Genomic DNA, 20,822 nt, shown 5'->3' with positions numbered 1-20,822 from the left:
CGGTGCCCGCTGATAGACCTGTCCGGCGACGTATCGGGGCGAGGGGAGGGGCACCATGCTGACGCTGCACCGCGCCGAGCGCACCGACACACTCGCCGACGCCCTGGCCGACATCCTGCTCGACCCGCTCGCCGACGCGTTGACCCCGGAGATCGTCGCCGTCCCCGCCAAGGGGGTCGAGCGGTGGTTGGGACAGCGGCTGTCCGCACGGCTGGGCACCTCCGACGCCGGGGCCGACGGCATCGCCGCCAACATCGACTTCCGGTCGCCGACCGACCTCGTCGACCGTGTGCTCGGCTCGATCCGCGGGTACCACCGCGCCGACGACCCGTGGTCGCCCGCGCGGATGCGCTGGACGCTGCTGGGGGTGCTCGACACCGCCGTGCACGATCCCGGTTGCGAGGTGCTGGCCCGGCACCTGGGTGTCCGTCCCGACGGATCGGTCGACGGCCATCGCGCCGGGCGGCGGTGGAGCACGGCGGTCGGTCTGACCCGCACGTTCCGGTCGTACGCGGCACAACGCCCACAGATGCTCTCCGACTGGGCTGCCGGTCACGACACCGACGGCATCGGCGGCGAACTGCCCACCGACCAACGATGGCAGGCTCATGTGTGGCGACGGTTGCGGGAACGGATCGGTTTCCCCGGGCCGGCCGAGCGACTCGAATCCCTGTGCGCACAGATCACATCCGAGCCCGCCGCACTCGACCTACCCCGTCGCCTCTCGCTGTTCGGACCCACCCGTCTGACCACCGAGGCGCTCGCGGTGCTCTCCGCGGTGGGCTCCGCCCGCGACGTCCACATCTTCCTGCCGCACCCCAGCGACCGGCTGTGGCAGGCCACCGCCGCCGCAGGCGAGCCGGTCCGGCGCCGCGACCTCGTTCGCGGCGGGGTGTCGAACCCGTTGCTGGCCAGTCTGTCCCGGGAGATCCGCGAGACCCAGCTCCGGTTGTCGCGCCACGTCACCCACGACGTCCACCACGCCGGGCCGATCGCCAAGCCGACGACACTGCTCGCCCGTCTGCAACAGACGATTCGTGACGACGTCGCGGTGACCGATCTGACGCCGGGGCCGATGGACGACTCGGTCGGCGTGCACTCGTGCCACGGCCCGACCCGTCAGGTCGAGGTGATCCGGGACGTACTGGCCCGGTTGTTCACCGACGACCCGACACTGATGCCCCGCGACGTCATCGTCATGTGCCCGGACATCGAGGCGTTCGCCCCCTTGATCCGCGCGGCGTTCGACTCGCGCAGGTTCGACGGACGCGGCCCGGATGTCGACGGCCATCCCGCGCATCGACTCCGCGTCCGTCTCGCCGATCGTTCGATGAGCGCGACCAACACCGTCCTCGAATCCGTCGTGGTCGTCGTGGCGCTCGCCGGGGCCCGCGTCACGGCCGGCGACATCGCCGACCTGGCCGGTCGGGCGCCGGTGCGGACCCGATTCGGTTTCACCGACGACGACCTCGAGCTCATCGGCCGATGGATGGCCGAGGCGGGCGTCCGCTGGGGACTGGGAGCAGCTCAGCGGACCGCGTTCGGGCTCAAGGGGTTCGAACAGAACACGATGGAGACGGGACTCGACCGGATCGTCCTGGGTGTCGTCGCGCACGAAGCGGGTCTGCAGTGGATTCATCGGGCGTTGCCCCTCGACGACATCGACAGCGCCGACATCGATCTGGTCGGTCGCTTCGCGGAGTTCGTGGACCGTCTCGACGCGTGTGTGGGTGCGCTCACGGGGGTCCGCTCGGCCCGGGACTGGACCGAGGCGATGGTGCGGGTGATCGACGACCTGCTCGACGTCGCGCCCGCCGACTCGTGGCAGCGAGCGCAGGCGGTCGACGAGATCACCCGGGCCACCGAACACTGCGGCGAGGTGGACCTGCGCCGCGCCGATGTCGTCGCCCTGCTCGACGACGTGGTCGCCGCCCGACCCACGCGAGCGAACTTCCGGACCGGTGAGCTGACCGTCTGTTCGATGGTGCCCATGCGCGCCGTGCCCCACCGTGTGGTGGTGCTCATCGGTCTCGACGACGACGTCTACCCGCGGGTGTCCCGGGAGGACGGCGACGACGTTCTCGACCGCAACCCCTGTGTCGGTGAACGTGATCCGCGCAGCGAGGACCGTCAACTCCTGCTCGACACGATCATGTCGGCGCAGGAGAAACTGGTCATCGCCTACACCGGCGCCGATCCGGTCACCGGGTTGCGCCGCCCACCGTCGGTCCCGGTGAGCGAGGTGGTCGACGCCCTCACCGCGCTGGTCACGCCGACCCAGGCCGACCGCGTGGTCCGCAGACATCCGCTGCACGCCTTCGACCCGGCGAACTTCGACGCCGCGTCGCCGTTCGGTTTCGACCGCTCCGCCCTGGCCGGGGCGCGTGCACTGATCGCGCCGCCCACCCACACCATCGAGTTCGATCGCACCCCGCTGCCGCCCGTCACCTCCACCGGTGCCGCGGCGTCGGCGGTCGACGTGTCCGAACTGATCGCGTTCTTCGAGCACCCCGTCCGCGGGTTCTGCAGGCAACGACTCGGATTCGCCGTGCCCGACACCGCAGAGGTGCTCGACGACGAGCTCGATCCGGGCCTCGATCCGTTGGACCGCTGGGGGATCGGTGACCGGTTGTTGCGACATCGACTCCAGGGCGACACGATCGAGGCCCTGCGGGGAGCCGAACTGCGTCGCGGGACGCTGCCCCCGTTCGAACTGGGCCGTCAAGCGCTCGAGCCGGTGCTCGACGACGTGGAACGGCTGTGGGATGCCGCCTCGGCGACCGTTGCCACCGAACGCACGTCGGTGGACGTCGATGTCGACCTCGGTGACGGCAGACGACTGATCGGCACGGTGGACGGGGTGCACGGCGACGTGGTGTTCCGGGCGCACTACTCCAAACTCGCCCCCAAACACCGGCTCTCCACGTGGATCGCGATGCTCGCCGCCGCGGCCGCCCGTACCGACGGCGCCATGACGGGTCTCACGATCGGCCGATTCGGCAAGGGGACGCGGTTGGCCCGCGCCCAACTCGCCCTTCCCGCCGCACCGGCGCAGATCCTGGCCGACCTGGTGCGGCTGCGCGACCTCGGACTCACCCATCCGTTGGCCCTCCCCGCGGCGGCCGGCGCCGAATACGCCGTGCGTCGCCACGGCGGGGATTCGGTGGCGGACGCGCTCGAGGCGGCCCGGGCCGCCTTCGACGCCACCTTCGGCGAGCACGCCGACCGCTATCTGAAACTGGTCTTCCCCACCGGGTTCGCAGGCATCGCGGCCGATCCGGGCGCGACCGACGAGTTCATCGCGTCGGCGGAGTCGATCTGGCATCCGATGCTGGACGCCGAGCAGGTGGTGGTCCGATGACCGCGCCCCGACCGCACGTCGCGCGCTCAACGTTCGACCTCCTCGCGCCGCTGCCCACCGGCACGACGGTGCTCGAGGCGAGCGCGGGGACCGGCAAGACCCACGCCATCGTCGGACTGGCGGCCCGCTACATCGCCGAGGGCGTCGACGTCGGTGCGCTGCTGCTGGTGACGTTCAGCCGGATGGCCACCGCCGAACTGCGGGAACGCACGCGTGAGCGGTTGACGACCCTGGCCGCCGGGCTGGCCGATCCGGCGAGTGCGCGGTCGGATTCGTTGGTCACCGCCCTGGCGGACGCGCCCGCCGACGAGGTGGCGTCGCGTCGTGCGCGGATCAGCGCGGCGTTGTCGGACTTCGACGCGGCCACGGTCAGCACCACACACACGTTCTGTTCCCGGATGCTCGACGCGCTGGGCATCGCCGGAGAGAGCGAACACGGTCTGACCCTCGTCGAAGAGGTCGACGATCTGGTCGCCGAGGTCGCCGGAGACGTGTTCCTCAAGTGGTACAGCGGCCTCGACGAACCGCCGTTCGACTTCCGCGACGCGGTGGCGATCGCCCGCGACGGGGTCCGACAGTCACACGCCACCCTGGTGCCGCGCGATGCGCCGGAGGGCACCCCGGCGCGCGCCCGTACCGATTTCGTGACCGCGGTGCGCCGAGAGGTGCTGCGCCGCAAGCGGATGATGCGGATACGCGACTACGACGAACTGCAGTCGTTGCTCCGCGACGTCATCACCGACCCGGTGCACGGTGAGGCGGCCTGCGCCCGGATCCGCGACTTCTTCTCCGTGGTCCTGGTCGACGAGTTCCAGGACACCGATCCGATCCAGTGGGAGATCCTGCGCCGCTGCTTCCACGGCCATTCCGATCTCATCCTGGTCGGTGACCCGAAGCAGTCGATCTACGCGTTCCGCGGCGCGGAGGTCCTGAGCTATCTCGACGCCGCGAACAGTGCCGACAACCACCAGGCCCTCGGCACGAACTGGCGTAGCGATGCCGGACTGGTGCAGGCACTGCACCACCTCTACGGCGGTGCGGCGCTGGGACACCCCGACATCGTGGTGCGGCCCGTCGACGCGACCCACACCTCCTCACGCCTGTCCGGCCGACCGCCGCTGCGGCTACGCCATCTCGGTCGCGCCGGGCTCGGTCCGTTGGGGGACAACGGGTTCCCGCCGCTGTCCGCGGTGCGGTCGGCGGTCGTCGACGACGTCGCACGGGATGTGGCGACGCTGCTTGCCGACGCACCCGAACTGACCGACCCGGACGGGACCACCCGGCCGGTCCGTCCCTCGGACGTGGTGATCCTGTTGCGCACCCGCTCGACCATCGCGCCGGTGCAGCGGGCGTTGCGCGACGCCGGGGTGGCCTCGGTGGTCGGGGCGGGATCGAGTGTCTTCGCCACCGCGAGCGCCCGCGACTGGTTTCACGTGCTGCGGGCCCTCGAGCAGCCGAACCGCTCCGATCGCGTGACGCTGGCCGCGCTCACGCCGTTGATCGGTCGGAGCGCGGGAGAGATCGACGCCGCCGGTGGCGACGCGTTGGCCGACGCAGGTGACCTGCTGATCGACCTGGCGCAGACCATGGCGCAGGCGGGGTTCGCCGCGATGTACGAACGCCTCTCGATCCGGACCGGGTTGGAGTCGCGCATTCTCTCCGGTGTCGACGGAGAGCGCGTGATGACCGACATCGCGCACCTCGCGTCGCTGTGCAACCGCTACGTGGTCACCGAGTCGCGGGGGATCGCCGGGTTGTTGCGGTGGTTCGTCGACCGCCTCGACGATCCCCGCGTGGGCGATCAGACCGAGCAGAGTCGGCGCCTGGACCGAGATGCGCAGGCCGTGTCCATCATGACCGTCCACGGCAGCAAAGGCCTCGAGTTCCCGATCGTCTACGTGCCGTTCGGGTGGGACGCGGCCCGAAACCCTTACCCGCCGACGCTCGTCCTGCACGAATCCGGCGACCGCATCCTCGACGTCGGCGGTTCCCGCTCGGCCGAGTTCGCCCGCAACCGCCGAACGGCTGAAGCCGAGGACGTCGGCGAGGAGCTGCGACTGTTCTACGTCGCCGTGACCCGGGCCCGGTGTCAGGTCGTCCTCTGGTGGGCCGCCGGATCATCAGCGCGGTCGGCGCCGCTGCACCGACTGTTGTTCGCGCGCACCCCGACCGGCGCCGACACGGCGGCGCCCGATCCCGGGCCGAGCGCGCGTGTGCCCGCGGACGCATCGATCGCGTCCGATCTCTCCGCGTGGGCGGGACCTGCAAGCGCACTCGTCTCGGTCGAACACGCGGGCGGGGGATCGACCTCGTCGCCACCGACCCCGAGCTCGTACGGCGAGCAGATCACCCTGCGCGCCGCGGACTTCGACCGTGTCATCGACCACGGCTGGCGCCGCACCTCGTACTCGGCGCTGGTCGCCGATCAGCACGTCGCGGTCGGAACGGCTATCGAGGCCGACGTCGCCGCGGTCCTGACCGACGAACCCGAGGACGCGGTGGTGACCGACACGACCGCAGACGGGGGTGCGTCGTCGCTGATGAACGGACTCCCGGCCGGCGCCACGTTCGGTCTGCTCGTCCACTCGGTGCTCGAGAACGTCGACACCGATGCCGCCGACCTGAGCGCTGAGGTACGGGATCGGTGCGCCCGTGCCGCACTCGCGTCGGGTCTGCAGGTCGACGTCGACGTACTCGCCCACGCCATGGACTCCGTCCTACGCACCCCGCTCGGACTCGCTTCCGGGGTATCCGATCTTGCCGGCGTGGCGATGTCGGACCGACTGGCCGAGATGGATTTCGAGTTCCCGCTGGCGTCGGCCACCCGTGGCTCGACCCTCGCCGCGATCGCCGACCTGATGGACGACCACCTACCTGCCGACGACCCGTTGCGGGAGTACCCCGAACGCCTCCGACTGATCCCGGGCGCGGCCCTCGACGGGTTTCTCACCGGCAGCATCGACGGCGTCCTGCGCACCGCGGACGAGCGTTTCGTGATCGTCGACTACAAGACCAACCGACTCGGCTTCGGTGACCTGACCGTCGAGGACTACGACGAGGGCGCCATGGCCGCGGAGATGATGCGGTCGCACTATCCACTGCAGGCCATGCTCTATTCGGTTGCGCTGCATCGATACCTGCGATGGCGTCTCCCCGGGTACCGCCCCGACCGTCATCTCGGGCGGGTGCTGTACCTGTTCGTCCGGGCCATGGTCGGGCCGGACACCCCGCCCGACCGTGGGGTGTTCGGGTGGGACGTGCCGCCCGCCCTCGTGGAGGCGCTGTCGGAACTGCTGGGCGGACAGACGACGGGGAACCGATCATGAACGACGACCACCGGATCGCGTTGCGCGCGCAGGGAGTGCTGGCCGACTTCAACCGTGCGGGAGTTCTCGGACCGGCCGATGTGCACGTCGCCCACCGTCTGGTCACGATCCGCCGGGCCGAGGTCGACCCCGATGTGGTTCTCGCCGTGGCTCTCACCGTCCGCGCGGTCCGCGCCGGGTCGGTGTGTATCGACCTCGCGCGTCTGCGCGACATCCCGCCGGATTCCGACACCGGCACCGACCCGGCCGAGTTGCCGTGGCCCGACCCACTCACCCTGCCCGGCAAGGTCAGGGCCAGCGCGCTGGCCACGACTTCGCCCGACTCGCCCCTGCAACCGCTGCGGGTCGTGACCACCGACGACGGTGCGTCCCTGCTCTACCTGGACCGCTATTTCCTCGAGGAACAACGCGTCCGGGCCATCCTGGCCGAACGCGCCGCCGGCGAACCCGCGGTCGATGTGGCCCGCGTGGCCGCCGAACTCGGCGCCCTGTTCCCGCCGGACCCGGACGCACCCGGCCCCGACCGTCAACGCATGGCGGCCGCGGTGGCGGCCACCCGGTGGACCACCGTCCTGGCCGGCGGGCCGGGAACCGGCAAGACGCACACCGCCGCCCGGATCATCGCGTTGCTCCACGCGCTGCACGGCTCCGGACTCCGCGTCGGTCTGTGCGCTCCCACCGGTCGGGCCGCAGCGTCGCTACAGGACGCCGTGGCCGCCCAGTCCGCGCAGATCGCACTGCCCGACGCGGAGGCCGTGACCATCCACCGTCTGCTCGGCCCACGTCCCGGCGGCGGAAACCGGTTCCGGCACCATGCGACGAACCGCCTGCCGCACGACGTGATCATCGTCGACGAGGCGTCGATGGTGTCGCTGACGCTGATGTACCACCTGCTCGAGGCGCTGCGTCCGACCACACGGTTGGTGATGATCGGCGATCCCGATCAACTGGCGTCGGTCGACGCCGGCGCGGTGCTGGCCGATCTCGTCCATCGCTCGCACACCGGAGAACTCGCCGGACCGCTCGCCGAGCTCGTCGGCACCGACACCGGACCGGCCGACACCGCGGCCGCCCCGACCGACATCGATGCGACGGTTGCCGCACCGGAGCGGTCGGAGATGGCCGACGGCGTCGTCCGTCTCCGTCGTCGTCGCCGATTCGGTGCGCGGATCGGTCGGCTCGCCGACGCCGTCCGGGCTGGCGACGCCGACGAGGCGCTGTCGATCCTCGATGCCGGGATGCCGGACCTCACTCTCGAGCCCGCCGAGGAGGCACACATCGCCCGCGGGGAGGTCGCGGCGTGGGTGCAGGCCATGGCCGCGGCCGCCGACCGTGGCGATGCCGAGGCCGCATTGGCCGCGCTCGGCGGACACCGTGTCCTGTGTGCCCATCGCGAGGGACCCGCGGGTGTGCGGCAATGGGCACAGCGGGTCACCGCATGGGGGAGCGGCGGTGGTGCGCCGTTCGCCGACGCCGAGCGCCCCTGGTATCCGGGACGGCCGCTCCTGCTCACCGAGACCGACCACCGCGCCCGACTGTTCAACGGCGACACCGGCATCGTCGTCGCCGACGACGACCGGCTGATGGCGGCATTCGGCCGCGGCAGTGACCTGCGGCTGGTGCACCCGGGCCGCCTCCGAGGAGTGGCCTCGGCCTACGCCATGACGATCCACCGCAGTCAGGGCAGCCAGTACCGTGCCGTCGCCGTGGTGATCCCACCCGCGGACTCCGCGCTGTTGAGTCGGGAACTGCTCTACACCGCGATCACCCGGGCCACCGACTCGGTACGTCTGATCGGGACGGCAGAGGGACTGCGCGCCGGTGTCGAACGAAAAGTGCTCCGCGCGAGCGGGTTGCGCTCGTCGATCATCGACGTGTGAACGCTCGGCTCACACGAGGTCGGCGCCGCCCGCGACGAGATCGCGGCGGAGGTACCACTCGGTGCCCAGCAGTGCGTTGCGCCGAGCGACATCGAGGGCGGCGAGTTCCACCAGGGCAGGGCTACGGTCCATCTCCGACCGGTGTGCGCCGATGGCCGACCACTTCTGTTCCACCCACGCCGACACGTCGAGCTCGAGGTCGATGGCGGCCTCCGGCGTGCCCGGGCTGACCGCGCCGGCCGCCGGCGGGCCGGCGCTGACCTGGTGTCGTATCCGGTGCATCACCCGGGTCGGCACGGTCGACAGGTACAGCGACCGTGCCTGCCAGGCGGGACCGGCCTCGGGGTAGAGCGGCCCACACGCCGCGGCCTCGACCGCCGCCAGCGCGAGGCGGTGCGTCTGGATGTGGTCGGGATGACCGTAGATCCCGTACGCGTCGTAGGTGACGACGATGTCGGGCCTCAGGATCCGGATGTGTTCGACGATCTGGCGGACGGCGTCGTCGAACCGGCACTCGCACAACGCCGCCGACTGCGGCGCGGACTCGGGGAAACCGCCGTCGGCGTAGCCGAGTGCGATGGGGGCGTCGACCCCGAGGATGCGCAGAGCGCTCGTGAGCTCGGTGTGACGGGGTGTGCCGGACTCCCACGTGCAGGTGAGGACCGACGTCGCCGATCCCGCCTCGACGATCCGAGCGATGGTCCCGCCGGTCCACAGCGACTCGTCGTCCGGGTGCGCGTGGACGAACAGAACGCTCGGAGCCCCCACGACTCTCCCTCCCCGGTTCTCACCTCGATCGTCGCGACGCCGTGACGTTCAGCGCCGGTACGCGGTCATCTGAAGACTAGTGCCCCGCGGTCGGCGCCCCGGCGGTCAGTGCTTGAAGTGATTGCGGTGGGGGAGCTCGCCCGAGGCGCGCACCTGGCGCAGCCCGGCGATGGTGGTGGTGATGTTCTCGCACAGGACGCGCGCCATGTCGGCGGAGAAGCCCTCACGGACGACGATGCGCAGCACCGCGACGTCGGTGGCGTTGTCCGGCATCGTGTACGCCGGGACCTGCCACCCGAACGCGGCCAGCGCTCGGGACAGGTCGAACACCGAGAAACCCGGGTCGCCGGTGGTCGCGAACGTCACCACCGGGATGGCGGACCCATCGGAGATGATCTCGAACTCCGACATCGCACCGAGCTGCTTCGCGAGCCACTGCGCCGTCTCGGTCAGGCAGGTCATGATCGACCGGTATCCCTCGAACCCGAGGCGCAGGAAGTTGTAGTACTGGCCGATCACCTGGTTGCCCGGGCGCGAGAAGTTGAGGGTGAAGGTCGGCATGTCGCCGCCGAGGTAGTTGACGTGGAACACCAGCTCCTCGGGGAGGAACTCCTTGCCGCGCCACACCGCGAAGCCGATGCCGGGGTAGGTCAGTCCGTACTTGTGGCCGCTGGCGTTGATCGACACGACCCGCTCCAGACGGAAGTCCCACTCCAGTCCGGGATCGGTGAAGGGGACCACGAACCCGCCGCTCGCCGCGTCGACGTGGACCGGCACGTCGACCCCGCCATTGGCCGCGACCTCGTCGAGGGCCGCGACGATCTCGGCCACCGGTTCCAGTTCACCGGTGAATGTCGTCCCCAGGATGGCCACGACACCGATGGTGTTCTCGTCGATCGCGGCGGTGACCTGGTCGGGGGTGATCACGTAGCGGCCCGGCTCCACCGGCAGGTAGACGGCGTCGACGTCGAAGTACCGACAGAACTTCTCCCAGACCACCTGCACGTTCGAGCCGAGAACGAGGTTGGGGCGGTGCGTGTCGGCGCCGGCCTCGCGCCGACGTGCCCGCCATCGCCACTTCATCGCCAGGCCGGCCAACATCACGGCCTCGCTGGAGCCGATCGTGCTGACGCCGACGGCGCTGGACGGGTCGGTCGGATCGAGGTCGGGGGCGTTGAAGAGGTCGGCGACCATCGACACGCACCGGGACTCGATCGCCGACGTGGCCGGGTACTCGTCCTTGTCGATCATGTTCTTGTCGAAGGTCTCGGCCATGAGTTTCTCGGCCTGTGGATCCATCCAGGTGGTGACGAAGGTGGCCAGGTTCAGCCGCGACACCCCGTCGAACATCATCTCGTCGTGGATGAACCGGTACGCCGCGTCGGGGTCCATCGACTCCGCGGGCATCCGCAGCGCCGGGATCTTCTGCGTCGACAACCGTCCGGTGTAGGCGGGCGACAGGTGGGTGTCGGTGGGGATGCTCCTGGGGCTCGACGCGGCGCTACTGGGCTCGGGTGATGGGGACACGACTGACCTCTTCCGATGAACGATGACGGCGGGCTCCGGTGGGGACCGGCCCCTCCGGGATACACCACCGCGGGCGGCGGGGTGGGCCGATCGCACGGTCGGTAACATCGAGTGCCGACTCGATCACGACACAGGAGAAGAGATCAACAGTGAGCACACCTGTCGAAGAACGTGAATTCCAGGCCGAGACCCGCCAATTGCTCGACCTCATGGTCCATTCCGTCTACTCGAACAAGGACAGCTTTCTGCGCGAGTTGGTGTCGAACGCCTCCGATGCCCTCGACAAGCTGCGCCTCGAGGCCTACCAGAACAAAGATCTCGACGTCGACACGTCGGATCTGCACATCACCATCGAGCGCGACCCCGAGGCGCGGGTCCTCACCATCCGGGACAACGGCATCGGCATGTCCCGTGACGACGTCGTCGGTCTGATCGGCACGCTCGCCCGGTCGGGCACCGCCGAGTTGCGCAAGAAGTTGGCCGAGGCCAAGGACTCGGCGGCCTCCCAGGACCTGATCGGCCAGTTCGGTATCGGTTTCTACTCGACCTTCATGGTGGCCGACACCGTCACGCTGCTCACCCGCAAGGCGGGGGAGACCGAGGGCACCAAGTGGGAGTCCACCGGGGCCGGGACTTACACCATCGAGTCCGTCCCGGATGCGCCGCAGGGTACGTCGGTCACGTTGCACCTCAAGCCCGCCGACACCGACGACGCTCTGCACGACTACGCCGACGACGCGAAGATCCGCGAGCTGGTCAAGAAGTACTCGGACTTCATCGCCTGGCCCATCCGCATGGACGTCGAGCGCACCGAGACCGTCACGCCGGAGACCGATGACGACACCGACGAGGCGACCGACGCCGAGCCGGTCACCCGAACGGTCGTCGAGAGCCAGCAGTTGAACTCGATGAAGGCGCTGTGGTCGAAGTCCAAGGACGAGGTGGAGCCGGAGGAGTACACCGAGTTCTACCGCCACGTCTCCCACGCCTGGGACGAGCCGCTCGAGACGATCGCGCTGCGCGCGGAGGGCACGTTCGAGTACCAGGCGCTGCTGTTCATCCCGACCCAGGCGCCGTTCGACCTGTTCATGCGCGAACGCAACGGCGGCATCTCGCTCTACGTCAAGCGGGTGTTCATCATGGACGACTGCGAGGAACTGATCCCCGAGTACCTGCGCTTCGTCAAGGGTGTGGTGGACGCGGCGGACCTGTCGCTCAACGTCTCTCGGGAGATCCTGCAGCAGGACCGCCAGATCCGTGCCATCAGGCGTCGGCTCACCAAGAAGGTCCTCTCGACGATCAAGGACATCCAGACCTCGCGCCCCGAGGACTACACCACGCTGTGGTCGCAGTTCGGGCGCGCGATCAAGGAGGGCCTGATCAACGACCAGGACAACAAGGACGCCCTGCTCGCGATCTCGTCGTTCGAGTCGACCAACGACCCGGACACGATGACCACCCTCGCGGACTACGTCGGTCGGATGAAGGTCGGGCAGGACGAGATCTATTACCTCACCGGCGAATCGCGCCAGGCCATGGAGAACTCGCCGCACATCGAGGCCTTTCGTGCGAAGGGCATCGAGGTGCTGCTGCTCGGCGACCCGGTGGACGAGATGTGGGTCGGCTCGGTCCCCGAGTTCGACGGCAAGGCCCTGCGGTCGATCGCGAAGGGTGAGGTCGATCTCGACGACGACGCGGGCAAGTCCGACGACGAGAAGAAGGAGGCGGCCACCGAGCGGGAGGAGCGCGAGGCGAAGTTCGCCGACCTCACCGGCTGGCTGACCGAGGCTCTCGCCGACCACGTCAAGGAGACCCGACTGTCGACGCGTCTCACCGATTCCCCGGCCTGCCTGGTCGGCGACACGTTCAGCTTCTCGCCGCAGATGGAGAAGCTCTACCGTGCATCGGGCCAGATGCTGCCGCCGACCAAGCGGATCCTCGAGCTCAATCCCGACCATCCGCTCATCACGGCGCTGCAGTCGGCCCGCGACACCAAGGCCGACGATCCGTCGCTGGCCGACACCGCCGAGCTGATCTACGGGATGGCCGTCATCGCCGAGGGCGGCGAGCTGTCCGATTCGGCACGCTTCAGCCGGTTGCTAGCAGATCGGTTGGCCGCCACCATCTGACGTGCGGACGCATCGGGTGGGTCACCTACTGCTAATTTGACCGTCGTTCGACTGCAGAGAAGCAAAGGAGCTGTGGTGACCTACCCGATCATCGGTGCGCCCGACGCGGCGAACACCGCCTGGGTGATGGCAAGTGCGGCTCTCGTCCTCGTGATGACCCCGGCGCTCGCCTTCTTCTACGGCGGTATGGTGCGCGCGAAGAGCGTCCTGAACATGATGATGATGTGCTTCTCGGCCGTCGGAGTCGTGTGGGTGCTGTGGCTGGTTTTCGGGTACTCGTTGGCGTTCGGCGACGACATCGGGGGAGTGATCGGTGACCCCACCCAGTTCGCCGGGCTGAGACATCTCTTCGGTGGCGACTACGCGCCGGGTGAGCCGGCGTCGGCCGCCATCCCACTGGTCGGCACCATCCCGGCCATGGTCTTCGTGATGTTCCAGGCCGGGTTCGCGATGGTGACCGTGGCGTTGATCGCCGGTGCGGTCGCCGACCGGATGAAGTTCACCGCGTGGCTGCTGTTCGCCGCGCTGTGGGCGACGCTGGTGTACTTCCCGGTGGCGCACTGGGTGTTCGCCCTGGACGGACTGGCCGCCGAGAAGGGCGGATGGATCGTCAACCACCTGCGGGCGATCGACTTCGCCGGTGGAACCGCCGTCGAGATCAATTCGGGTGCATCCGCTCTCGTGCTCGCCCTGGTCGTCGGGACCCGACGTGGGTGGCCGCGCGACCCGATGCGTCCGCACAACCTGCCCGCGGTCATGCTCGGCGCGGGTTTGCTGTGGCTCGGGTGGTTCGGCTTCAACGCCGGTTCCGCTCTCGCGGCCGACGGCACCGCGGCCCTGGCCCTGGCCAACACGCTCGGGGCCGGGGCGGTGTCGATGATGAGCTGGCTCCTCGTCGAACGTATCCGACAGGGCAAACCGACCTCGTTCGGCGCCGCTTCGGGTGTCGTCGCCGGGCTGGTCGCGATCACCCCCGCCTGCGCTTCGGTGACCCCGATAGGCGCGCTGGCCATCGGTATCGTCACCGGTGCGGTCAGCTCCCTGGCGATCGAGCTGAAATACAAGCTGGGATACGACGACTCGCTCGACGTCGTCGGTGTGCACCTCGTGGGCGGCGTCGTCGGCACGCTCATGATCGGCCTCGTCGCGAGCAGTGCGTCGCCCGCAGGCGTCGACGGGCTGTTCTACGGAGGCGGGTTCGATCAGCTCTGGCGGCAGTTGGTGGCCGTCCTGGCCGTCGGCGGATACGCGATGGCGGTGACCGCCGTCATCGCACTCGTGCTCAAGGCGACCATCGGCGTCCGTGCACATCCGCAGGACGAGGCCGACGGCATCGACGACGCCGAGCACGCCGAGACCGCGTACGACATGGCCGCCTCGCGCGGTGGTCGCGTCGACATATAGCGACTGATCCGGAGGAGTCACCGGGATCGACGCACCGTCCGTGATCTCGCGCCTCCGCACGTCACCCCCTCGGTTCACGTGAACATCAGATGGCCAATCGGGGCGTCCAAATCGTTTGGTGGGCTTCGCATTACGATTTGACCGGTTCTGTGATCGAAATCGGCCCGCGTTCACACCATGGGGGCGTCGTTGTCACCGAAACGCGGGAACTCGTTCACCGCGTGTTCTTTTCACTCCATCAGGCTTCTGCCGATCGAGAGAGTCAGCTCTCCACCAGTCAGCTCGATCGACACCCATTGAAGTGAATGTGATCCGTGAGCGCGCTCCGGGTCCCGATTGTCCGAAAGAGGAACAATGAGCAAGAACTCCACCGCGTTGCGGCGGGCGGCATCGCTCGGAGCGATGACCATGGTCGGCGCTGCCGCAGTCGGTCTCGTCGCTCCGGGTGCGGCCAACGCCGACACCTTCGTCAAGCTCCCCAACGGGGCCATCCGCGGTGACGACGGCATCGCCCTCACCCGCTCCAACGAGCGGGCCCAGCTCTCGCCGTCGCTGGCGGCCAACGGCGCCGGTCGGACCGCATGGGTGTCCGCGGACATCAAGCTGTCCGCGCCGAACCTCAAGTCCAAGAAGGCCGGACCGAACCGTGGTGCGCAGAGCGAGAGCAGCTCGACGTCGGGCACCCTCGGCACGAACTCGACCGAGACGAACGGCGCTGCCGCCACCCTGTCGACCGGGTACATCGTGGGCTGCCAGGTCGCGGTCGGGAACCTGACGCTGGGCGGAGGCGCGACGGTCAGCAACATCGGCGCGGCGCTGCCCACCGCGACGGTCAACGGGTCGTTCTCGCTGCCCCTCACGCCGGGTGCGGTCTCCTTCGTGATCGTCAACTCGAAGAACATCGAGAAGAAGGGGACCTACTACATCTCCTACGATCGCGCCCAGCTGCAGATCCAGGGATGTGGCGGTTACGCCCAGGCCCGCGCGTTCACGGTGGTCGAGACCACCGGCGAGAGCCAGCAGAAGGTCACCCTGTACGGCAAGCCGTTCTCCATCGGCTGATCCCCTCACACCCACGAACCACATCACCAGACAAGGGATTCGATGAACAACTCGTACAAAGCAACCCGCCGTGCCGCGGGGCTTGCCGGGACCAGCGCCGCGCTGGTCGCCGCCGCAGCACTCCTGGCGCAGGGATCGGCCAACGCCGACGTCTTCGTCAAGCTGCCCAACCAGGCGCAGAGCACCACCCTGCAGGACGGCACCAAGGTGTCGATCACCCGCACGGGCGAGACCGCGACCATCGCGCCGTCGCTCGGCGGGACGCCGCTGCACCGCGCCGCACAGGTGTCCGCGCGCTACCAGGTGACCTCCAGCAAGAAGGCCAAGCTGCGAATCCAGGCCGGATACATCGTCGGCTGCCAGGTCAACATCTCGTCCACCACCTCCGGTGGCACCGGCACCACCACCGAGAACCTCGCCGGGACGAGCACCAACACCGGCGGCGGCGCCAACCAGTCGCTCACCCTCGGGCCCGGCCAGGCCACCCAGTACTTCATCAACTCGGTGGAGAAGGCCGATGACTTCGGCAGCCAGCAGTACACGAACAACGTCGACTACGAGGGCTCCAAGCTCAAGCTCAGCTACACGGGTTCGCAGCTCCAGCTGACCGGCTGCGCCGGTTACGCCCAGGCCCGCTCGGTCGCGATCGTGCGTGTGCGCACGTCGAACGTCGACAAGCAGGTCACGTTCTACGGCAAGCCGTTCTCGATCGGCTGATCTGAACTCCTCTCACGAGACGAATGCCCCCGACCTTCTGGTCGGGGGCATTCGTCGCTGCGTCGGCGGACCGCTCAGCTGGGCAACTGGTCCGCCGGGATGATCTGGAGGGAACTCGCCTCGCCGGGAGCGCTACCGGTGACCGCGACGATGCCCGTCACCGGGTCCATCGCCACCGAATTCGCCTGCTGCACCGTGGGAACGTCACCCTTGATACGCGGCTTGGCGGGATCGGTCATGTCCACCAGTCGGAGCTTGTTGGACGACCCCAAAGTGACCAGCAGCGTCTTGGTGCGCGCGTCGTAGCTGAGCCCGTAGGGCTTGCCGGGTGCCTCGATGCGGGCCACGTCGACGACCTGCGGGGTGATCCGTTCGACGAGCACCGCGCCTCCGTCGGTGTCGGCGAACGCCACCAACCCGTCGCCGAGGGCGTGGGCGTGGGTCAGCCGGGTCCCGATGCGCTTGCTCGCGACCTCGGTCATCGTGGTGGCGTCGTAGACGAACACCCCGTTGCCCTGGACGTCGGCCATCGCGGCGTACTTCCCGACGGCCGCGACCCCACCGGGCTGCGGCGGGCCGGCGGGTAGTGATTTGACGAGTTTGCCGTCCCGGATGAACAGCGCGCCGCCGCCGTGCTCATTGGTGCCGACGATCGTGCCGTCCGATGTCCGGACCGCGTCGTGGGGCAGGTCGCCGATGCCGGTGGCGATCGGTCCGAAGGTTCCGTCGAACGACAACTCGGTGATCGTGTTCGTGGTCTCCAGCGGGAGGATCACCGGGCCGTCGGGGCCCGCGAGTTCGAGGTGCCGCGGGGCGCCGTCGGTCGGGATGCTGCGTACGACCTCGCCGGAGCGCACGTTGACCAACGTGATCGCGTCGGGCCGTCGTACTCCCACCGCCGCGATACCGGACGTGCCGATGACCACGCCCTCGGGTTCGTTGCCCACCTCGATCACCCGGCCCGCCGGCGTCACCGTCGGCGCCGGGGCGACCGCGGGTTCGGCCGCGACCGGGGTGGACGACGATGACGACGCGGGGGCATCACCCGAATCCGAATCCGTGGAACAACCCGCCACCAACACGACCGACAGAGCCACCGCAGTGGTGGCGACAAGAGACCTCATGACACCAGTGTGCCTGCACCGGCGTTCACCCGAGCGTCACTTCTCGCACCCGCACCCCGCGTAGGGTCGGTCGGGGCAGATGCACACACGTTTATGCGACCACCCGGTCGCGGAAGAGGAGTCATCTAAGTGACGATCAAAGCGACCGACTACCACCACGTTCGGTTGACCGTCCGGGACATCGCCACGTCCCGTAAGTTCTACGACGACGTGTTCGGATTCGATGTCGCCTTCGAGGCGCCGCCGGCCGACGCCGACGAGGCGACCAAGGAGGCTCTGTCGTTCCTGTTCGGCGGGGTCATCTACCAGTTCGGTGGCGGACTGCTCGGGCTGCGCCCGGTCGCACCGGGTGACGATTCGTTCACCGAGGACCGGTCCGGGCTCGACCACCTGAGCTTCTCCGTCGCCGGCCTGTCGGATCTGCACGATGCGGCCGCGACCCTGGACGAGCTCGGCATCGCCCATGAGGGCGTCAAGGATCTCGGCGACGCGGGCATCGCGATCCTCGAGTTCCGCGATCCCGACAACATCGCCCTGGAGATCACCAGCCCCAACAGCTGAGCATGACCATCAGCACGCGCGTCCAGGCGGTCTCGGCGGACCTCGCCGAGATCGTCGGGGCGCGCGACGTGTTCCACTCTGACGACGTCGGAGACGACTACGGCCACGACGAGGCCCTGCACGTCGCCCCGGTCACGCCGATGTTCGTCGTCCGGCCGTCGACACCCGAGCAGGTGGCGACGCTGCTCCGCTACGCGAGTGAGCACGCGATCCCGGTCACCGCACGTGGCTCGGGCACCGGACTGTCGGGCGCCGCGCGCCCGCTCGCCGACGGCATGGTCATCTCCTTCGAGAACATGGCCGAGATCATCGAGATCGACGTCGACGACCAGGTCGCCGTCCTACAACCCGGCGTCGGACTCGCCGAGTTGGACGAGGCCGCCGGCCGGGTCGGCCTCATGTACTCGGTGTACCCGGGAGAGCTCAGCGCGAGCATCGGCGGGACGGTCGGGACGAACGCCGGCGGCATGCGGGCGGTGAAGTACGGCGTGACGCGCCACAACGTGCTGGGTCTGCAGGCCGCACTCGCCACCGGCGCCCTGATCCGGACCGGTGGCGCCATCGCGAAGGTGTCGACCGGGTACGACCTGACGCAGCTCATCATCGGCTCGGAGGGCACTCTCGCGCTGGCCACCGAGGTCACGGTCAAACTGCATCCGCGACTGGCGTATTCGGCCACCCTGCTGGCGCCGTTCGCCACCGTGGACGAGGTCGTGGGCATCGTCCCGGCCGTCATCGCCACCGGCTGCGCGCCGGTCATCGTCGAGTACATCGACGCGATGACGATGGCCTCGATCACCTACTCGCAGAACCTGTCACTCGGTATCCCCGACGCGCTCCGCGACACCGCGCAAGCCTATCTGGTCGTATCGCTGGAGAACCGCGACCGCGACCGCCTCGACGGGGACATCGAACTGCTCGGATCACTGGTGGCGCAGCGCGGTGCACTCGAGTCGTTCGTACTCGACGGCGGCTCGGCCCGCGCGCTGATCAGTGCGCGCGAGAAGGCGTTCTGGACCGCCAAGGCCGCCGGCGCCGACGACATCATCGACATGGTGGTGCCACGCACGGCCATGCCCGCGTTCCTCTCGCGCTCACGTGAACTCGCCACGGCCGCCGGCGGAGCGGCCATCGGTTGTGGGCATGCCGGCGACGGCAACGTCCACCTCGCGATCTTCTGTCCCGACGCCGAGGCCCGCCGCGGACTGCTCCGCGACATCTTCGCCCTCGGGATGGGTATGGGTGGCGCCATCTCCGGCGAGCACGGTGTGGGACGGTCCAAGTCGGCGCACTTCGCCGAACTGACCGACCCCGCGGTGATCGCGGTGATGCGCGAGATCAAACGAGGATTCGACCCGGCCGGGATACTCAACCCCGGCGTTCTGTTCGGTGAAGGGGAACCAGGATGACCAACGGCGCCAACGCGGTGATCAACTCGCTCGTCGAATCCGGGGTGCAGGTGTGTTTCGGCAACCCCGGGACCTCGGAGATGCACTTCGTCGCCGCGCTCGACGCCGTCCCACAGATGCGCGCCGTCCTCTGTCTGTTCGAGGGGGTCGTCACCGGCGCCGCCGACGGCTACGCCCGGGTCGCCGATCGCCCGGCCGCGACGCTGCTGCACCTCGGTCCGGGAATGGCCAACGGCCTGGCCAACCTGCACAACGCGCGCCGCGCCCACACTCCCGTGGTCAACATCGTCGGCGACCACGCCACCCACCACCACCGCTACGACGCACCGCTGGAATCCGACATCGCCACCCTCGGGTCGTGGCTGCAGGGGTGGACGCGCACCGCGACCTCGACCGAGACGGTGGGGCAGGACGTCGTCGACGCGGTGGCCGCGTCGACGGACGGGGCCGGTCAGATCGCCACCGTCATCCTTCCCGCCGACATCTCCTGGACCTCGGGAGGAACAGTCGGGACCGCGGTGCCACCGGTGCCGCGTGTCGTGCCCGACGGTCAGGTGATCGCCGAGGTCGCCGATGTCCTGACGTCGGGGGCGAAGACGGTGATCCTGATCGGCGCCGACGCGACACGGGTCGACGGCCTCCTTGCGGTCAGTCGCATCGCGAACGCCACCGGCGCAACCGTTCTCGTCGAGACGTTCCCCGCCGCCCTCGACCGGGGTGCCGGCGTCCCTGGCTTCGATCGGCTCGGTTACCTCGCCGAGGCGGCCCAGGCGCAACTCGAGGGGACCGAGCACCTCGTCCTCATCGGCACACGCTCGCCGGTGTCGTTCTTCGCCTACCCCGACAAGGCGAGCGACCTCGTGCCCGAGGGCGCGCAGGTGCACACCCTGGTCGACATCCGCGACGACGTCCTCGGTGCGGTGACCGCGCTGGCCGGGAAGGTGGCCGCCGAGCACACCGCGACGGTGCAGGACCGGGTCGAGGTCGATGTGCCGACCGGTGACCTGACGTTGGCGAACTGGGTCCAGGTCGTCGGTGCCGTCCTGCCGGAGAACACCATCATCTCCGATGAGGCGAACACGTCGGGTCTCATGCTGCCCGCCGCGACCGCCGGCGCACCCCGGCATCGGGTGCTCACGCTGACCGGGGGTGCCATCGGCCAGGGACTGCCCGTCGCGGTCGGCGCCGCGATCGCGGCCCCCGACCGACCGGTGCTCGCGCTGCAGTCCGACGGCAGTGCGCTGTACACGATCTCGGCGCTGTGGACGATGGCTCGCGAGAACCTGAACGTCACGACCGTCCTGCTCAACAACAGCGCCTACGCCATCCTGCGGATGGAATTGCAGCGCGTCGGCGCGCAGAGCGGTGGCGAGAAGGCCAACTCGCTGCTCGACCTGTCCCGTCCCGACATGGACTTCGTCGCCATCTCGCAGGGATTCGGGGTCCCCGCGGTCCGGGTGACCACCGCCGAAGCTCTTGCCACCGAACTGACCCGCGCGTTCGCAGAGGAGGGACCGCACCTCATCGAGGCGATGATCCCGCCCCTGCTCTAGG

At 69.2% G+C, this 20,822-nt stretch carries 13 protein-coding genes; 10 read left to right on the top strand and 3 right to left on the bottom strand.

Annotated elements, in window-relative coordinates:
- Window positions 1–55: 55 nt before the first annotated feature.
- Genes recC through recD form a run of 3 tightly spaced genes read left to right on the top strand, consistent with a single transcriptional unit; the run spans window position 56 to window position 8,567 of the window.
- Window positions 56–3,361, top strand: coding sequence for an exodeoxyribonuclease V subunit gamma (gene recC, locus IEV93_RS21955; protein ID WP_188492989.1), 3,306 nt, complete (start codon window positions 56–58; stop codon window positions 3,359–3,361).
- Entirely contained in the window at window positions 3,358–6,687 is a 3,330-nt protein-coding gene (locus tag IEV93_RS21950) for a UvrD-helicase domain-containing protein (protein ID WP_188492987.1), read from the top strand. Before recC ends, IEV93_RS21950 begins: the two co-directional genes overlap by 4 nt.
- Window positions 6,684–8,567: an exodeoxyribonuclease V subunit alpha gene (recD, locus tag IEV93_RS21945; RefSeq protein ID WP_188492985.1), complete on the top strand. Its 1,884-nt coding sequence runs from the start codon at window positions 6,684–6,686 to the stop codon at window positions 8,565–8,567. The genes IEV93_RS21950 and recD overlap by 4 nt, the downstream gene beginning before the upstream one ends.
- Before the next feature lie 9 nt (window positions 8,568–8,576).
- Here the strand turns inward: recD and IEV93_RS21940 are convergent, their stop codons facing one another.
- Window positions 8,577–9,335, bottom strand: a complete 759-nt coding sequence (locus IEV93_RS21940; RefSeq protein ID WP_188492983.1) for a PIG-L family deacetylase — start codon at window positions 9,333–9,335, stop codon at window positions 8,577–8,579.
- Between the two features lie 105 nt (window positions 9,336–9,440).
- Window positions 9,441–10,814: a glutamate decarboxylase gene (gad, locus tag IEV93_RS21935; RefSeq protein WP_229705437.1), complete on the bottom strand. Its 1,374-nt coding sequence runs from the start codon at window positions 10,812–10,814 to the stop codon at window positions 9,441–9,443.
- A 197-nt stretch (window positions 10,815–11,011) separates the two neighbouring features.
- On the opposite strand from gad, the gene htpG reads away from it, so the two are divergent.
- From htpG to IEV93_RS21915, 4 genes are all read left to right on the top strand, one after another.
- Window positions 11,012–12,991 (top strand): molecular chaperone HtpG, encoded by a 1,980-nt coding sequence (gene htpG / locus IEV93_RS21930; protein WP_188492979.1) that lies wholly within the window; start codon window positions 11,012–11,014, stop codon window positions 12,989–12,991.
- Between the two features lie 75 nt (window positions 12,992–13,066).
- A complete protein-coding gene (locus IEV93_RS21925) occupies window positions 13,067–14,395 on the top strand; it encodes an ammonium transporter (protein WP_371873881.1) in 1,329 nt (442 codons plus the stop codon).
- Between the two features lie 354 nt (window positions 14,396–14,749).
- Window positions 14,750–15,457 (top strand): MspA family porin, encoded by a 708-nt coding sequence (locus IEV93_RS21920; protein ID WP_188492978.1) that lies wholly within the window; start codon window positions 14,750–14,752, stop codon window positions 15,455–15,457.
- Window positions 15,458–15,499: 42 nt separating this feature from the next.
- The gene (locus IEV93_RS21915) at window positions 15,500–16,174 is read left to right on the top strand and encodes an MspA family porin (protein WP_188492976.1); all 675 of its coding nucleotides are present in this window, start codon (window positions 15,500–15,502) and stop codon (window positions 16,172–16,174) included.
- Between the two features lie 74 nt (window positions 16,175–16,248).
- On the opposite strand, the gene IEV93_RS21910 is transcribed toward IEV93_RS21915, so the two are convergent.
- Window positions 16,249–17,298, bottom strand: coding sequence for a YncE family protein (locus IEV93_RS21910; RefSeq protein WP_188492974.1), 1,050 nt, complete (start codon window positions 17,296–17,298; stop codon window positions 16,249–16,251).
- A gap of 129 nt (window positions 17,299–17,427) precedes the next feature.
- On the opposite strand from IEV93_RS21910, the gene IEV93_RS21905 reads away from it, so the two are divergent.
- The 3 genes from IEV93_RS21905 to IEV93_RS21895 are packed head-to-tail and all read left to right on the top strand — an operon-like array spanning window position 17,428 to window position 20,821.
- On the top strand, window positions 17,428–17,859 hold the full coding sequence (locus tag IEV93_RS21905; RefSeq protein WP_188492972.1) for a VOC family protein: 432 nt from the start codon (window positions 17,428–17,430) through the stop codon (window positions 17,857–17,859).
- Between the two features lie 2 nt (window positions 17,860–17,861).
- A complete protein-coding gene (locus IEV93_RS21900; RefSeq protein ID WP_188492970.1) occupies window positions 17,862–19,268 on the top strand; it encodes an FAD-binding oxidoreductase in 1,407 nt (468 codons plus the stop codon).
- Window positions 19,265–20,821, top strand: a complete 1,557-nt coding sequence (locus IEV93_RS21895; protein ID WP_188492968.1) for an acetolactate synthase large subunit — start codon at window positions 19,265–19,267, stop codon at window positions 20,819–20,821. The genes IEV93_RS21900 and IEV93_RS21895 overlap by 4 nt, the downstream gene beginning before the upstream one ends.
- Window position 20,822 lies beyond the last annotated feature (1 nt).

Origin of the sequence: Williamsia phyllosphaerae (assembly GCF_014635305.1) — a bacterium.
GTDB lineage: Bacteria > Actinomycetota > Actinomycetes > Mycobacteriales > Mycobacteriaceae > Williamsia_A > Williamsia_A phyllosphaerae.
Note: the sequence above shows the minus strand (reverse complement) of the source record. Positions and strands in the feature narration are given on the sequence as shown.